The organism is Robinsoniella peoriensis (assembly GCF_000797495.1).
GTDB classification, from domain to species: Bacteria; Bacillota; Clostridia; order Lachnospirales; family Lachnospiraceae; genus Robinsoniella; species Robinsoniella peoriensis.
Window position 1 is genome coordinate 164,959 of sequence record NZ_JTGN01000004.1, and the last position, 16,626, is coordinate 181,584.

Below are 16,626 nucleotides of genomic sequence, written 5' to 3' on the forward strand. Positions count from 1 at the left end.
GACTCTCATATACTATAACACAATTTTTACCAAAAATCAAATTAGAGACGATGTTTTTTAAGCGTCGTCTCTAATTCCATATTTCTTACGATAACATGCCGCCCAGCATACCGCCTCCCATACAGAGCAGCAGCGTGGTAAACAGCTGTGGAAGCTCAGATTGCAGGCTCCCATTTGTAATCAGAGAAATCGCTGTGAGCATTAAGAAATATGCGCTGCCAATGAGAAGCCCCCATAGGAACTTCTGCTTTCCGGCACCTTTTCCCGCGATCCATCCCCCAATGAAGCTGGCAATTATGTAGATACCGATTATGCCAATGGACACTTTGCTCTGATTTAATTCCATTTTAAAAAGCAACAGAGCTAAAATCAGCAGCAGAATACCGGTTGTGAGGTAAGATACTACCAGGGATTTGATAACCAGCATGACTCCGGATTTTTTTGTTGCAGTGTTATCCATAGATTCGCCTCCTCCTAGAGCGTGTTTTTAAATTCATTACCGCCATCTGCATGCCCCATTATGCGGCATATTTGCCCCAAATTCCGGTTTCTGCAACAAATGTGTCAGCTTCGGGCAGTACAGCGGACTGCAATGACGAAATTGGGCACATTCATACCACAAAACCAGGACATACTGGTTGATGCAATGAATTTTAAATCATGTTCTAGAGTAATATATGTGAAAAGAAGAGGTTTTATGCAGGTTTGATTGTGAATAAACAGGATAAACGCTATCGCAATTTACTATTGCATTCTTCTTTTGCCTCTCAGCACCAGGAAGATTACTCCTGCTGAAAGCAAAAGCCCAAGTACCATTACCGCTATCGGTGTGGCATCTCCTGTATTCGGGGACGCAGCTAGTGTACTACCTGCCGGCTGCGGCTTCAGATTTGTTGTATTACTGCCGCTCGTTCCGTTGTTGTTCCCATTGCTGTTATTTGATGTATTATTCGGTGTGCTGTTCGTATTATTGTTTGTGGATGGCGTGGAGGAAGGTGTACTTCCCCCGGTATAGTTATTGCTGTTATTGACTCCGATACCCGAGAGTAGTGTACCTCCTGCCACATCAAAAGGACTGAATGAGCTTGTTTCAAAACTCATGGTCTCTCCATTTATGACCGGGTGCAGAACTTCTGTTGTTCCATCTGCTTTATAGTGATAGATGGTCAAACCATTTGATAGGTCTGCATCCGGCACCGGCATGGACACCGTAACTTTCTCTCCCGGTTCCAGTACATATGCCACGTTGCGGTACATATCCCACAACTTCAGGTCGTAAGGAACAATAATCTGGCCGCTTTCGCCGTTGTCTCTGGAATCGTTGATTTCAGCTGTAAACTGCACATACCAGGGAAGGCTGCCGGATACAGTGACACCGTTATGAGCGTGATTTAATTCACCTGCTGTATTCTGGGCCTGAATCATAAGATTATAAGCTTCTTCTGTAACCTGGCTTTTTTCATATTCGCTCAATGCTTCATATATTTTTGTAATTTCTACTGCACTGCTGATATCCTCTCTGCTTTCTACCTGCAGGGAATATACCATTTCGTTGAAAGTAGCAAAGTTATCAATCGGGTCTTCTGTTGGCGCAGTTGTATGTGTCTCTGGCTGGCTTTTGCTTTTCTGATTCCCCGCTGTTTTTACCGTTTTTTTCTTGCCTGTGCTGCCTTGCTCTGCAGATTTTGCCGTTTCCGTTATGGTTGTTTCCGGCTTGGAAACGGATGGTTCTGAGGCAAATGGCTCGGTTGACGGCGTTGTTGTTACCGCCTGGGATTCGCTCTGCTCTGTGATATCGGAATCCGCAGATGCTGATTCCGTTGCAGCCGTCCCGGTTAAGTCCGTTGATATAATTTCCGTTGCTGCAGTTTCTGTTGAGGCAGGTTTCGTTGCAGCCGGTTCTGTTGTTGTAGATTCTGTTGTTGTAGATTCTGTCGTTGTAGTTTCTGTTGACGCAGCCCCGCTTACTGCTGTTTCTGTTGTTGTAGGTTCTGTTGACGCAGCCCCGGTTGCTGCTGTTTCCGTTGTTGTAGTTTTATCCGATGCTGCTTCTGTCGACGTTGTATCTGATCCTGCTGTATCTGTGCCCGGTGCTTCTGTTACAGCTGTTTCCGGCACAGCGGCTTCCGAGTCTTTTATGTACTCTGTTTCTATTTTATCTGTACCGGATTCACTGGATGCAGTTTCTTTTTCGCTTTTTTCTACTCCGGCAATAAGGACACCGTCTTTCATCGTCGTTGCTTCTTTGGCCGTATATATTGCCGAATCGGCGCTGATCCTGCTGCCGGAAGCCTGTAATGTTACATTGTCTTTCAGCGCCAAATAGCCGCTGTTTGATATTACATTGCCTTTTTGTCCATCTATTACAAAATTGTTAAGAGTCAGAGATCCGTCTTTAGTCACTGCTATTACCGGTCCTTCCAGACCAGATGCAGCTTTTAAAACACTTCCGGACGGCATAGACCAGGTTGTTTCCCAGGACACGCTTAAGGTTCCTGTCACGATAATTGTTCCGCCGTTTTCACCCATCAGTTCTTTTGCTTTTGTTAGTGTAGAAACCGCACTTTCGCTGCTTTGTCCGGAATTCTCATTTGAACCGTCCTGTCCATTTAAATAAACGGTTTTTCCCTCGGCTGCTTCTACTGTCTGCATCGGCAATATATTTACCGCAGCCAGTACAAATGCCAGAATCATGCTCAAAATACTCATTTTCCGTCTTTTCTTTTGTTGACTTGATTTCATATCTCTGCTTCCTCCTAATATTTTGTCTATATCTATAATTGTATGCTATTAATCAATCCGGCTCATTATAACATATTTGTGTCATATTTATCAAGTATTTATTACAGAATTATTAACAATATTTTTCAATTTCTTTGAATTCTTGCAATTAACCCGGAAATATTGTATATTCACTTTAACTATATTGATTTAAGGAGATGATGTATTTGGATTCGAGTGATGCCATACAATTGGGCGTGCTGATCGCCCTGATAGGATTATCCGCATTTTTTTCTTCCGCGGAGACCTCATTGACAACAGTAAATAAAATCAGAATTAAAACTCTTGCAGACCAGGGAAACAAAAAGGCAGTTACCCTTCTTAAGGTAATTAATGATTCCGGTAAAATGCTCAGCGCTATTTTGATCGGAAATAATATCGTTAATCTGTCCGCTTCCGCTCTTGCGACTACACTTGCACTTAATATCTGGGGCAACGCTGCCGTAGGTATAGCAACCGGAGTTTTAACGCTGTTAATCTTATTATTTGGAGAAATAACTCCTAAGACGCTGGCTACTTTATATGCAGAGCAGCTGTCTATGGGATATGCCGGTATTATCCTGTTTATGATGCGTGTTCTGACGCCGGTAATCTTTCTGATCAACAAGCTGTCTTATGTATGTTTACGCATAATGAGGATAGACCCTTCTGCTAAAATGAACTCTATTACAGAACACGAGTTACGAACGATCGTGGATGTGAGTCATGAGGAAGGTGTAATCGAAAGTGATGAGCGCCAGATGATATACAACGTATTCGATTTTGGAGATTCTCAGGCAAAAGATATCATGGTTCCCCGTGTAGACATGGTTTCCATTGATATTAACAGTACCTATGATGAGATTATTGATGTCTTTGAACAAGAAAAATTTACGAGGCTTCCGGTATATGAAGAAAGTCCGGATAACGTAATCGGCATCATTAATGTGAAGGACCTGCTCTTTTGCAAGCCTTCCGAAGAATTCCATATACGCGATATCATGCGTGAACCTTATTTTACCTACGAATATAAGAAGACTTCTGAACTGATGGTAGAAATGCGCCAGGATTCCATTAATTTTACAATTGTGCTGGATGAATACGGTGCAACAGCCGGACTGATTACCCTGGAAGATCTTCTGGAGGAAATCGTTGGGGAAATCCGGGACGAGTATGATAAAGATGAAGAAGATCTGATCCGCTGCATCAATAATCTGGAATATGTAATTGAAGGATCCATGAAACTGGATGATGTAAACGATGCCTTAGGCCTGGACTTCGATTCCGAAGACTATGACTCCATCGGAGGCTATATCATCGAGCGCCTGGACCACCTTCCCCAGCAGGGCGAATTTGTAGTTGCAGAAAACGGCATACGCCTTGTGGTAGACGCGGTGGACAAAAACAGGATTGATAAAGTCCATCTGTATCTTCCGGAGCAGGAACCCGGCTTTGAGGAACGGGATGGTGATATTCCCGCTGATGAAGACGAAACTGAAAAAGAATAAACCTCTTTGGAGATAACATTTTTGTCTGCCAAACATAATACAAAAGCAGCATCCTGTGGATTACCGCCGATGGCGAATCACACAGGATGCTGCTTTTTCCTATTTCACTTTATACTTTATTGCCTTAGAATATTTACCCCAATAGGTCTGATCCCCATTTTTCACATATGCCCGAACTTTATAAGTATATGTTTTTCCTTTTTTCATGCCTTTTCTGATCAGCATATTTTTAGATTTTGCCGTCACTTTTGTGTATTTGCCCGGTTTTACTCTTTCGTATAAAGCGTATCCGGTGCAGGACTGTTTCACACTGGTGATCTTAGCCGAGGATTTCCCATATTTTTTAATGGATTTAATCTTTGCTTTTAACGGCCGGGTAGCTGTCTTAACGGATAAGGATTCTACACCTAGTCCGCTTTCATTCAGCGGTGCGATCTTTACACTGTATTTTTCACCCGGTGCCAGATTTCGAATCTTCATACTGGTACCTGTCGTCTCGCCTGCAACACTCCATTTCTTTGAACTGTAGCGGTAAACGGAAACGCGGTACTTTTCTGCGCGCGGTGCTTTCTGCCAGGTCACGTTCATGGATGCTGTATATGTCCTGGTGACTTTCACACCATTTACGGCACCCGGAACCTGCACTTTAACATCCGGTTTTGCTGCATTTGCCATTACCAGAAGACTTTCCGCAGATTTCAGTGATTGATACATATCATCTACCTTTTTCTGGTCGTTTATGGAAATATTGCCGTCTACCAGCAGATGCTGCGCCTGTGCAAGCACATTTTTAAATGCTGCCGCACTTTCCGGTGTATATTTGCTCAGGTCTTTTTTCTCTACTTCCTGTACCAATGCTGTCAGATTCTTTTTATCTGCCTTTTTGAGTACTTTTTGTATTTCTGAATTTAATGCCTTAACCGCTTCATTCACTTCCTTCTGGGCAGCTGTATCCTTATCCCTAATTTTCTGGGCATTACTGATTGCTGCCGGAAGTCCGCTTAAGGAATCCGGTGTATAGGCGTCAGACATTTCTATCATCTTATCTGCTGTTTGAAGAGCCTTCACCAGATCTTTTACATCTGCTTTCTCCGTCAAACCGTCGATGGCAGAGTAAATTGCACGTACGGCGTCATTAATCTCTCCTTGGAGTGCATCTGCTTTTAATTCACCGGCATCTTTTAATGCATCCGCCAGATATCGGTAAGAAGCTTTCGTATATTTCCCTTCTTCCATGGACTTTGCATCTGCAACCGCTTTATCCAGTTTTGTCCTGTCCGTTGGGATATTAAATTTAACCGTGTAGATTTTCTTTGTATCCGGCATTCCATTTTCTGCAAGCGTTATTACTTTTGCAATAGGATTTGCCTTTGTTGCCTGTAATATTGTTACTGAAGCATTTTTAGTCCCTTCAGTCCATTCAGCCGAAATCTGAGGAATCGTATCGTTGTCCAGTTTCATGACATAATCGCTGATTTCGGGATCAAAACCTTCAATGGATGCTTCCCCTGCCTTTAAATCTTTAACCTGGTAGTCCGACTGTTGCCGTGCATTTTTTCCAAACGCCTGAATCTCGGTAATACCAAAAGCCTTTGATGTGTCAGACTCCATATTTACACGTACGACACAGGTTTTAACTGGAACAAAATCAATATTTGTCATGTCTTCCGACACAATTTCCGGCGGTGTATCCATCACTTCTCCGTCTGCATTCAGATAAGTAACCTCCGTCCAGTTTGCATCATCATTAAATGGATGATCCGCTATTTCTGCAATATGTCCTCTTGGATTTTTCACCTCTGAAAATCCCGGAATCTCAAAGTCCGTAGGACCTGTGTAGTATTCTATTTTTAAGGTCGTAGGATATTGAATTCCGTTGGAACCCGACTCTTTGAAAAATCCAACTTTCAGGTTGTCGGCAAACCGCTCTACCACATCACCTTCTTTAGCCATGATTACGCCAACCCAGTCACCAGGCCTTCCGACACGCTGCCAGTTACACCAGATGTTTTTACCATCTGCGTCCTGCTGTGCAAAACTGATGTTTCCATCATTGAGTTTATATACACGGTCTGTAGAGTCAGCCCCGTCATTGGTAAAGGATGCAACCGCAAACGGCAGTTCATATCCGTTTCTAAGCTGGTAATAATTTTCTGAGGTTTCCACATCCGTGGATGTTACACGAATCTGTGCCGTTACAGGAACTGTGGTACCATCTTTCTCTGCCGTACCCTGTACGGTTACAATGGTATCATCAGCCACATTAAACTGCTCCTGGTTCATTTCTTCCCATATCACGGGAACTTCTGAGACTGCCGTTCCATCGCTGTAATAAACGGTAGTTGTCTCAGGCATAGATGGTATTACATTTACCGGTGTGGCAAGGGCGTACTGCATAGCGGATACCACATCTTTCACTTCAATTACTGCTGTAGGACGCAGGCTCTGCCCTACCACAAATCCCCGGATTCTGATGCTGCCGAATTCTGAATAATCCGCTTCCGGGATACTGTCCCAGGTTACTTCCACGTCTCTTTCAAAACTGCCTTCTACAGAAGCTTTTACGGTACCCGGCAATACAGGTGCAATCCCCGGTTTTGTGGTTACCCTCACTTCTTCGTAAGAATTAATCTGTACTTCTTCTTTATTTTTTTCTATGGTGACTTTCACCGGACTGGCTTTTATTACTGCTCCGTTATAGGTCACTTCTGCCTGAATTGTTACGGTTCCTTCTTTGATCGCATTTAATTTACCTTTGCTGATCTCAGCCTTTGCCCCATCTCTGGAGGATAACTTATACTCCACTGCTGCAAGGCTGCTGTCAAGAACGGTTCCGTCTTCTAATATTGCTTTGGTTGTAATAACTTCGGAGGAATTTTCCAAAATGGTTGTATTCGCCACAGCTATTTCAGCCTGACTCAATTTCAGCGGCATTTTTTCAAAGCTTATAGTATAAACTGCCTCTGTTTCTCCGGATTCACTCTTTACCAAAACTTTCGTCTGATCATCAATAGTCTGTGCCGGTATAACAAAGACACTTCCATGATCTGCGGCTGCTGCCGTAACCGTTGGGATTTCATATGGGTATGCCGATGTAACCATGTAATTAAACTGATCTGCCGCAAACCCTTCTATTGATTCACCATTTACTTTTAAGTCTTCCAATGCCGCCGTTTCACCAACTGCAGCAACTCCGGTGTATACTTTTAACTCAGAAATTCCTACCGGTTTAGAACCACCTTCTTTTGGCTGGCCTTCCATCAGGATACGGATAAACTTCGCATTTACCGGATCGAAATTAACCGGATATTCTTTTGCCCAGTCCTCTGCTGCATCACCAAAATCATCTACGTGATCCTGATTAGCCACATTTGTCCAGGTTGTTCCGTCCATACTGGTCTGAATCGTAACCTTTGCAGGTTTCCTGGTCTGTCCGTCGGTATAGAAATGAATTCCGGCCTTTCCGATCTGAGCTGCTTGTTCAAATTCCAGCTGAACCCAGGATTCTTTCTTATCACCGTTTCCATTTACCCAGTTATTCCAGGATGGTGTTCTGGAAATATTGCCGTCATTAATATTGGAGGACATATTATTGTCATGGTTGTTGACATAGTCCTCTACATTATTGTAGGAAGCGGAAGGCTTGGGATATAACGCACTGCCCTCTCTTGTGGCAATATTTTTCGCATAGACAAGCTCCTCTGTTACCCTTACAATGGCTTTGGCACTATGCTTTTCGATCCCTTCCAGAGTTCCCTTAACTTCAAATTCACCAGTCTGAGCAACCTGTTCCGGAGCTATTGCGTCCCAGATCACATTTACTTTCTTCTGGCTGCCATCTGTATATACTAACTCAGCTGTATCCGGAAGCTGTGGTATTTCATTAACACCGGTAACGACTCTCACGTCTTTAATACCGAGAATTCCAATGATCGTAACTTTAATTTCAATCCGGTCACCGGTTTCAACCGTACCCGCTGCCTGGAATACACCTTCTTTTTCCAGAAGTTCTTTGGGAATATCATCCCATTTTACACTCAGTTTCTGTTTGGTTCCATCTCCATATACGGCTTCCACTTTTTCAGGAAAATTTACTTTTTCTCCCAGTATTGCAGTTACCGCTTTTGCATTGTATCCCAGAATCTGATCTGCCGGAACCTGTGTTGCTGTTGTAAATACATTGACTGAATCCCCTCTTAACCCTTCTGATGAAGCTGTCAGGGTGAAGCTGCCCGCATCTTTTGTGGATTGCACTAATACAACTGCTTTCCCGTTAAATGCTTTTCTCTTCCATACGCCATTTGTATCTTTATACCGCTCATGACTGGAAGCATCGCCGTTATCCACACCTACGATTTTTCCATTTCCTGATACATTAAAAATAACTTCATTATCTGCGGTGGGAACAACATTGCCATTTGCATCCGTGATATCCACTTCGATATAAGAAATGTCCCTGCCGTCTGCTGTAAGTACATTTTTTTCCGGACTCAGGCTGACCGATGCTGGATCGGTGGCACTGGAAACAACATCCTCAGCGATTTTCTGTCCGTCTTTGTCATATGCAACTGCGGTTAAGGTACCAGGTTCATAGTTCAGCCGCCATTCCAGATAAAGTTTCCCGTCTGCCGTCTGCTGATATTCCTTATCCTTATTGTCTTTTACTTCTGCAACATTTTTATACGGTGTAACCGTCTCAAATGTCTTCTTCTGTTCAACCAGGGTTCCTATTCCGTCACTGGTATCTGATGCCGGTTTAAAATACAGTTCTACGGAACGTGCATTGGTATAAACCCGTACCGGAATTTTGCCGTCTCTGTCTGTTACTTTTGATTTCAGGTTATTGTCTTCCCAGTTCCAATGAGGCAGGATATGAACCATGGGATTTTCTTTTACGTCAGTCCACTGGCTCTGGTAGAGATAATAGGAATCTTTTGGAAGTCCTGCCGTATCTACGATACCAAAGTAAGAACTCTTAGGCGGTGTAGTGGTAGACTGGTTCCATGGTGTAGGTTCTCCGATATAGTCAAATCCGGTCCATACAAATTCACCAGCGATAAACTTTCTGTCCCGGTCTCTTACTAATGAATCCTGAGCCGTTCTTCCCCATCCTACACAATCCGTGTCATAAGAGGACTGCTGGTAAGGTATTGACGCACCGCTGTTGACAGTATCCGGATGGGCATAAACACCGCGGCTGCTGGTAGCAGAAGCAATTTCCGAACCATACAGCGCCCACTCCGGTTTTTCCCTGTGCTGGGCATCATAGCGGTTCTCACTATAATTAAGTCCCGGTATGTCTACGGCATCAAATACGGCTACCATATTGGAATTACCCAGATTGGAACTGGTATCGCCCATGTTTCCACGGAATTTGTCTTCTCCGATGGTTGTAGGTCTGGTGGTATCAATTTCTTTTACCCATTTCACAAGATTTTTGGCAGTCTGCACTCCCTGTGAACTGTTCGTTGTCCATATCTCATTTCCGATGGACCACATAATAATAGATGGGAAGTTCTTTCCCCGTTCTACCATATTTTTAATATCAAATTCTGCCCAGGTCTGTCTGGGTGCTGCATCCGGATGAGTTGCCTCTTTCGTAAAAAACCTGCCATAATCATAGGTTTTCTTACCGCCCTGCCAGGTGTCAAAGGCTTCATCGATTACCATAAGACCCATCTTGTCACAGATTTCAATCAGCTTATCATCTGCCGGATTATGGGTAACGCGGATAGCATTTACACCCATATCCTTCATAATACGCATCTGCCGCTCTATTGCCGTGTAGTTGGCAACTGCCCCAAGTGAGCCCTGGTCATGATGCATGCAGACACCGTATAGTTTCATCCACTCTCCATTTAGGTAGAACCCGTTATCCGTAGTGAATTCCGTATATCGGAAACCGAATCTGCTTTCACTGGTATCCAGTACCTTGTCCCCTTTTACAATATCTGTCTTCAGATAGTAAAGATTTGGATCTTTTGTTGACCAAAGAGCAGGATCTGCTACTGCAGTACTCTGGGAAACCGGCTGTGTATCACCGGAAGAAAGTGTTACATCTTCTGATATCACAGGGTCTGTTACTGCCTGCCCGTTCCCGTCCAATACCGTCTGGCGGACCTGTACGGTCTGTTCTTTACCGGTATCATTTTTCACCTTGGTAGTAACGTTTACCGTACCGGCTCCATTTGCAATATCCGGTGTAGTGATCTGCGTTCCCCAATGGTCCACATGAACTTTATCCGTCACTGTCAGATGTACATCCCGGTAAATTCCACTTCCGGAATACCATCTGCTGGACTGCAGCTGGTTCACAACTTTAACGGCAATCACATTTTTGGTCTTGCCGTCGCAGACCAGCTCATCTGTAATATTATATGTAAATGGCATATAGCCATATGGATAGTTACCTATTGATTTTCCATTCACATAGGTGGTGCTGTTCATATAGACGCCGCCAAAATCAATGGAAATTTCTTTGTCCTTCATGGATTCCGGCAATACAAATGTTTTACGGTACCAGCCGGTTCCCCCATCCAGATATCCGCATTCCGATGTTGCAGGAGAATTGTAATCAAAATCAAATTCAATGCTCCAATCGTGAGGAAGATCCAGACTGCGCCAGGAAGTATCATCAAAATCTTTACTTTCTGCACCGCCTGGATCTCCCAATAAGAACTTCCAGCCATCGTTGAACAACATGCTTCTGTCGGTCTCATTCTCACTGGAAAGCAAGGATACTGCCGGTTCCGGTTCTTCCTTCGCAAAAGCTGTCATACTTATGCTGGAACAAACCATACACAATGTTAACCCCAATGCCACTAATCGTTTTTTCATGTTTTCCCTCCATCTTTTTGATTATTCATCTGAATATCTAATCTTACAAATATTCAAGTGTAAATCTATCTTACCAAAAAGTGTCAGAAAAACTCATATGATTTTCTTATCATTTTATTTGAATTTCTTAATTAAATTCGCTCTATACCCCTTCCGGTTCCTGACCGTGATCACAGCCTTCATGGTGGTGATGGTGTCCTTCATGATGATGATGTCTGTCATCCGTTAATTCAATCTCATCTCCGGCCATTTTCAGGATCGCTTCGATTTCTTCCGCGGGCATTTCAATATAAGCCGACAGTTCTTCCAGACTGACCTTTCTTTCCAGATCCTCTTCCAGATTTTTGATTGCTTCATTTAAATAATTTACCTGCTCCACTATCTGCTGGTCATCGTGCTTGAAATCCTTTTGTTCCTGCTCCGCATCATCTAACACCTGAATGATTTCCTTCTTCATATATTCACGATACTCCGAAAGGGTTTTCTGCTGTTTCAGCGCATCCATTACCAGAATCAGCCCCACATTCCCTTCCTGGATCAGATCGCTCTTTGGAAGCTGTGTATTGTTATATTCCATTACCAGATCATAGACATTTTTCAGGTTCTGTTCAATCAGACGGCTTTTCGCCATGGCATCCCCGCCTGCTGCCTGGTTAAAGAGTACCAGTTCCTCTTCTTCTGACAGTTGTTCGATATTGCTTGCCGCAAGATCTTCCAGATACATTTTTAAAAATGCATCTTCCTCTTCCTGAACCTGCCGCATTTCTTCCTCTGATACCTCTGTATCCTTAGCTTCTGCCATTTCAGGCGCAGTTTTTTGGTACCCTTCCACTGCGATTTTCTGGCTGTTTAAATATTCATAAATGAATTCATACTGTTCTTCTGTCAGATTTGCGTTTTTAAAAAACTCTTTTATTTCTTCTTTATTTAATACATTATTTTTTGTATCCGCATAAGCTTTTAATTCACTGAGCATTTCACGGAATATAATTTTTTCCTGCATATTTATTCCCTTTGCATATTGCAGGCAAGCCTGCAATACTGCCACAATCAAACAGGTTGAAAGAATCACATCGTGGCGTCCTTTCTGCATCGTAATTTTCTTTCAACCTTACACTCCTTTATCCGGTTTTATTTTTTCTCCAATACGGAAATGGCTTTTTGAAGCTGGTTATCTTCCTCATGGTTTAATACCACTTTCTTTTCCAGTGATTCATCCAGCTTCACCTCAACATCCGGATCAATGCCAACCCCATGGATATTATTTCCTTTTGGTGTATAATATTTTTCAATCGTTAACTTCAAAGTCGTACCATCACTCAATGCTTTATATCCCTGTACGATTCCTTTTCCAAAAGTAGTCGTGCCAACCAGAGTTCCGAGTCCATAATCTTTTACTGCACCGGCAAATACTTCTGATGCACTGGCACTGTTTCCATTTACCAGTATAACCATTGGCTTGGTAAACTGATGCTCTGCATCAGATTTATATTCTTTTTTATTTCCATATTTATCTTCCGTATATACAATTAAGCCCTCGGGCAGAATCTGATCCAGCATCTTACAGGCAACCTGAAGCACGCCTCCCGGATTATTACGAAGATCAATAATGAGTTTTTCCATTGATTCGCCTTGTAGTTTTTCTAATGCATTGGAGAACTGCTTCTCCGTTACACCGTCAAACTCTGAAATGGCAATATATCCGATTTTATTATCCAGCATTTCACTGCTTACCGTAGGCATCTCTACTGCGCCCACTTTGACCTCTGCTTTAACTGGTTCTTCGCTTCCTTCTCTTTTTAATTCCAGATTTACCGAACCGTCTTTTTTCTCTTTAATCAGCGCAACTACCTGGTTCAGATCCAGTCCGCTGACGTCCTGGTTTTCCACTTTGTATAAGATGTCTCCCGGCAGAATCCCTGCTTCGGCAGCCCCAAACCCATCATAGCACCTGGCAATAGTGATCAGTTTAGTTACTTTATCCTGCATCATAACAGCACCGATGCCACTGTATGTACCTGCATTTGACTCCTGCAGCTGTTCCATCTCTTCCTTTGTATAATAATTGGAATAAGGATCTTCCAGCCCCTTCACCAAACCCTTGTATAACTGTGTCTCAACCAAATCTGCATCGGCTTCATTTAAATAATACTGGTTGATCACATCCTCTATCTCATCGATTTTCTTCAGGACTTTTCCGTCGTCTAATTTTAAAATTTCTTCAGACTGTTTCTCTTTCTGCGATGTCTCTTCCTGGGATTCCTGCCCGGGATCAAACAATTTACTGTTCACAATCTCACCGGAAATAAAATATGCTGCCAGTCCTAATACCGCAGTCACACACAACCCACACAAAAACCCCTTAAAAAACCGCTTGTCATCTTCCATTATCCGTCTCCTTTAAAAGAAAGATCTTGAAACAGTACCCTCCCCTGTTCCAAAACCTTCTGCATACTTGACACCTTGCATGTCGCAGGCTATCCTGCGATTCTGCCCCAAGAGTGTGTAAAAGCATATTTCTTTCACAACTATCTTATTCCAGATTTTGTAAATTATTCATTCCCGCCATCTACACGCTCCAGGCAAAGGAAGAACCCTCTGTCAATTCTACCAGAGAGTTCCATATACCCTTCTATTAATAATCCTGAGTCTCCATATATTTCATATATTTTACAACCATCAAAGCAATCTTAAAGGTAATTGCATCTTCGAATACCCGCAGATCCAGTCCGGTACTTTTCTGAAGCTTATCCAGACGGTAAACAAGCGTATTTCTATGAATATAGAGCTGTCTTGAAGTTTCTGAAACATTCAGGCTGTTTTCGAAGAATTTATTAATCGTAGTTAATGTTTCTTCGTCAAAATCATCCGGTGATTTACCATCAAAGATTTCCCGGATAAACATCTTACACAGTGGAATGGGCAGCTGGTAAATGAGACGCCCGATCCCAAGGGAACTGTACGCAATCACATTTCTTTCACTAAAGAAGATCTTACCTACATCCAGTGCCATTCTGGCTTCTTTATAAGACCTGGATACTTCCTTGATTTCTCCAACAATTGTTCCATAGGCAATATGTGCCTTTTCCCGTTTTTCCAGTCCCAGGCAGTCAATGATACTTTTGGCCACTTTATCCATCTCCGGATAGCCTTCTGTATTCACCAGCTCTTTTACTACGATGATGCTTTTCTCGTCAACCGCAGTAATAAAGTCTCCGGATTTGCCTCCCAGGAAAGTACGTACATTCTCTAAAGAAGTATTATCTTTCTCATAACTGGTTTCCAGGATAAATACCACACGTCTTACATCCGTTTCAATATGTAGCTTCTTGGCACGGTTGTATATATCCACCAATAAAAGGTTGTCTAAAAGCAGGTTTTTAATAAAGTTATCTTTATCAAACCTCTCTTTATAAGCAATTAACAGATTCTGGATCTGGAAAACAGCCAGTTTCCCGATCATGTACACATCTTCACTGCTGCCATCTGCAATCAGCACATATTCAAGCTGATGCTCATCAAAAACCTTGAAGAACTGATGTCCAGCCAGCACCTGACTGTCTGCCGGAGAGGATACGAACGCCATTGCTGACTCCCTGTATTCCTCTGCCTCCGGAAATGTAGTTGCAAGCATGCTTCCTTCTGTGTCTACAATACACAGATCTACTCTTGCGATCGCCTTCAGACCATCGAGAGTATTTTGTAAAATTTGATTTGATATCACTAATGTCACTCCTTTTTCCCATAATTTAAGAAACCTGATAACGATTACGCTCCCACTCTTCTCCCTGTAAACGCTAATACTACTTGTATTCTAATATAAAACTACCAAAAAAGAAAGAGAAAAATGATACTTTTTTGTAAAAAAGTATCATTTTTCAAAATGACGCTCTAAAAAACCCAATCCAAGCACCTCTTTTGCATCGCTAACTACCACAAAAGCACCCGGATCTACGGATGCAACTCTCTCTTTTAATAGAATGATTTCTTTCTTAGAGACTACGCAGAACAGCATATCTTTATGCTCTCCGGAATACATTCCCTTTGCATCCAGTCCGGTCAGTCCCCGTTCTAATTCATTCATAATTTCATGTGCCACTTCATCCCTGAGGTTTGTAATAATAAAAGCAATCTTTGAATAATTAATTCCTTCTATCATATGGTCAGAAATCCAGGAAGTAACCAGTATTGCTATTATAGCATACAGGGCTCGGCTGATTCCGAAGACATATGCACCGATCAATACGATAAATGCATCAATCACCTGCATGATCTGGACAATAGAATAATGGCGAAGGTAATTCTGTATCAGAGATGCAACCATATCCGTTCCGCCTGTTGTTCCCCTTGCCATGAACACAAGTCCGATTCCCACGCCCATAATCCCGCCGCCAAACAATGCGGAGAGAATATAATCTTCGTTCATTAAGGGAAATACCGGCATAATATATAGCCAGAATGACAGGGTAAATGTCGCAAATAATGTCCGCTTTAAAAAACGAACCCCCTTAATTTTCATTCCCAGGATAAAAACCGGAATATTTAAAGCTATATTTGTGAGCCAGAGAGGTATGCCGCCCTTTAAAAACGGATCTGTCACGGCCTTCAGTAAAATTGCCGCACCCGTAAATCCGCCGGTTACCATATCTGCCGGCTCATAGATAGAGTTAATGGCAACTGCCATCAGTGCAGTTCCCACAAACATCATTAAATAATCAAGATATACCGGTCTTTTCCTGTGAAATTCCATGGGATTACTCCCCCTTTTCGCTCTGATATTTTGATACTTTTCTCTTAAATATCCTCTTTTCTATCAGTTTGCCCAAAAAGTTAACCTTTGATTCCACATTCATTAATGATGTTGCAGTTTGTCCCATTCCAATCCAGACTCTGGCACCCAGTTTCTGTCTGCACCCCATCAGAAATTCTTCTTCATAAGGGCTTGGAATTGCTGCTATGATAATGTCTTCCGCCGAAGCGTTCAGCAGATTTACGATACTGTCTTCATCCTCCGTTGCATCATCCAGAGAAAAAGTACCCACGATATTTAATCCCCTGTGCTGCTTTTTCATATGCTTTTGAAAAATCAACCTTTCCGAATCTTTCTCTGTTAACAATGCGACTGTCTTATTATGTTCCATCGCATAGCTGCATATGCCTTTTAGAAAACTGTTATCTTCTATCTCTTCTAATGACTGTTTTAATTCTTCGCCGCAGACCTTCCAGACTTCCTTGTCTCCGATGATATTCAAATCCATCGTCCCCATCTTGTCTGTCCATCCCGGCTCTTTTACCGCTTCCACCAGAACATTTGCAAATATCATCCCTACCGTGCTAAGAGAATCTCTCTCCAGAAATCCTGCCACTTTGTTCACTGCTTCTTCTACACTGTCATTATCGATCTTAATGCCCAGTATTTCTATATTCTCATTCATCTTATCACCTACTACCTTAAATCCGATTTAGCAAATTGCATAATCCTGCATCGTAAAACAATGATAACAGACTTTACTTTTAATTT

Annotated in this window: 10 protein-coding genes; 2 read left to right on the plus strand and 8 right to left on the minus strand. The window is 42.5% G+C overall.

Features of this window, described 5'->3' with window-relative positions; all coding sequences use genetic code 11:
- Positions 1-85 precede the first annotated feature (85 nt).
- Positions 86-460: a TIGR04086 family membrane protein gene (locus QR40_RS09550; RefSeq protein WP_027296380.1), complete on the minus strand. Its 375-nt coding sequence runs from the start codon at positions 458-460 to the stop codon at positions 86-88.
- 31 nt (positions 461-491) lie between these two features.
- Here QR40_RS09550 and QR40_RS33605 point away from each other — a divergent pair, with 31 nt between their 5' ends.
- The gene (locus tag QR40_RS33605; RefSeq protein WP_416389842.1) at positions 492-596 is read left to right on the plus strand and encodes a DUF6783 domain-containing protein; all 105 of its coding nucleotides are present in this window, start codon (positions 492-494) and stop codon (positions 594-596) included.
- Positions 597-744: 148 nt separating this feature from the next.
- On the opposite strand, the gene QR40_RS09555 is transcribed toward QR40_RS33605, so the two are convergent.
- Entirely contained in the window at positions 745-2,742 is a 1,998-nt protein-coding gene (locus QR40_RS09555) for an LPXTG cell wall anchor domain-containing protein (protein ID WP_044294624.1), read from the minus strand.
- 206 nt (positions 2,743-2,948) lie between these two features.
- Here QR40_RS09555 and QR40_RS09560 point away from each other — a divergent pair, with 206 nt between their 5' ends.
- Complete coding sequence (locus QR40_RS09560) at positions 2,949-4,268, plus strand: HlyC/CorC family transporter (protein WP_044294625.1); 1,320 nt, start codon at positions 2,949-2,951, stop codon at positions 4,266-4,268.
- Positions 4,269-4,367: 99 nt separating this feature from the next.
- Here QR40_RS09560 and QR40_RS09565 read toward each other — a convergent pair whose 3' ends face one another.
- From QR40_RS09565 to QR40_RS09590, 6 genes are all read right to left on the minus strand, one after another.
- Positions 4,368-11,105, minus strand: a complete 6,738-nt coding sequence (locus QR40_RS09565; RefSeq protein WP_044294627.1) for an Ig-like domain-containing protein — start codon at positions 11,103-11,105, stop codon at positions 4,368-4,370.
- A gap of 142 nt (positions 11,106-11,247) precedes the next feature.
- Positions 11,248-12,153, minus strand: a complete 906-nt coding sequence (locus QR40_RS09570; protein ID WP_152614192.1) for an RNA polymerase sigma factor RpoD — start codon at positions 12,151-12,153, stop codon at positions 11,248-11,250.
- Positions 12,154-12,236: 83 nt separating this feature from the next.
- Positions 12,237-13,493, minus strand: coding sequence for a S41 family peptidase (locus QR40_RS09575; protein WP_027296377.1), 1,257 nt, complete (start codon positions 13,491-13,493; stop codon positions 12,237-12,239).
- 247 nt (positions 13,494-13,740) lie between these two features.
- Positions 13,741-14,829: a PucR family transcriptional regulator gene (locus QR40_RS09580; protein WP_027296376.1), complete on the minus strand. Its 1,089-nt coding sequence runs from the start codon at positions 14,827-14,829 to the stop codon at positions 13,741-13,743.
- Between the two features lie 147 nt (positions 14,830-14,976).
- Positions 14,977-15,855 carry a YitT family protein gene (locus QR40_RS09585; protein ID WP_027296375.1) on the minus strand — a complete coding sequence of 293 codons (879 nt, stop codon included), beginning with the start codon at positions 15,853-15,855 and terminating at the stop codon, positions 14,977-14,979.
- 4 nt (positions 15,856-15,859) lie between these two features.
- Entirely contained in the window at positions 15,860-16,540 is a 681-nt protein-coding gene (locus tag QR40_RS09590) for a WecB/TagA/CpsF family glycosyltransferase (protein ID WP_027296374.1), read from the minus strand.
- Positions 16,541-16,626 lie beyond the last annotated feature (86 nt).

Coding starts and splice junctions, on each gene's coding strand:
- QR40_RS09585 (WP_027296375.1), bottom strand. CDS start 15,855: ATGGAATTTCACAGGAAAAGACCGGTATATCTTGATTATTTAATGATG.
- QR40_RS09565 (WP_044294627.1), bottom strand. CDS start 11,105: ATGAAAAAACGATTAGTGGCATTGGGGTTAACATTGTGTATGGTTTGT.
- QR40_RS09590 (WP_027296374.1), bottom strand. CDS start 16,540: ATGAATGAGAATATAGAAATACTGGGCATTAAGATCGATAATGACAGT.
- QR40_RS09550 (WP_027296380.1), bottom strand. CDS start 460: ATGGATAACACTGCAACAAAAAAATCCGGAGTCATGCTGGTTATCAAA.
- QR40_RS09555 (WP_044294624.1), bottom strand. CDS start 2,742: ATGAAATCAAGTCAACAAAAGAAAAGACGGAAAATGAGTATTTTGAGC.
- QR40_RS09575 (WP_027296377.1), bottom strand. CDS start 13,493: ATGGAAGATGACAAGCGGTTTTTTAAGGGGTTTTTGTGTGGGTTGTGT.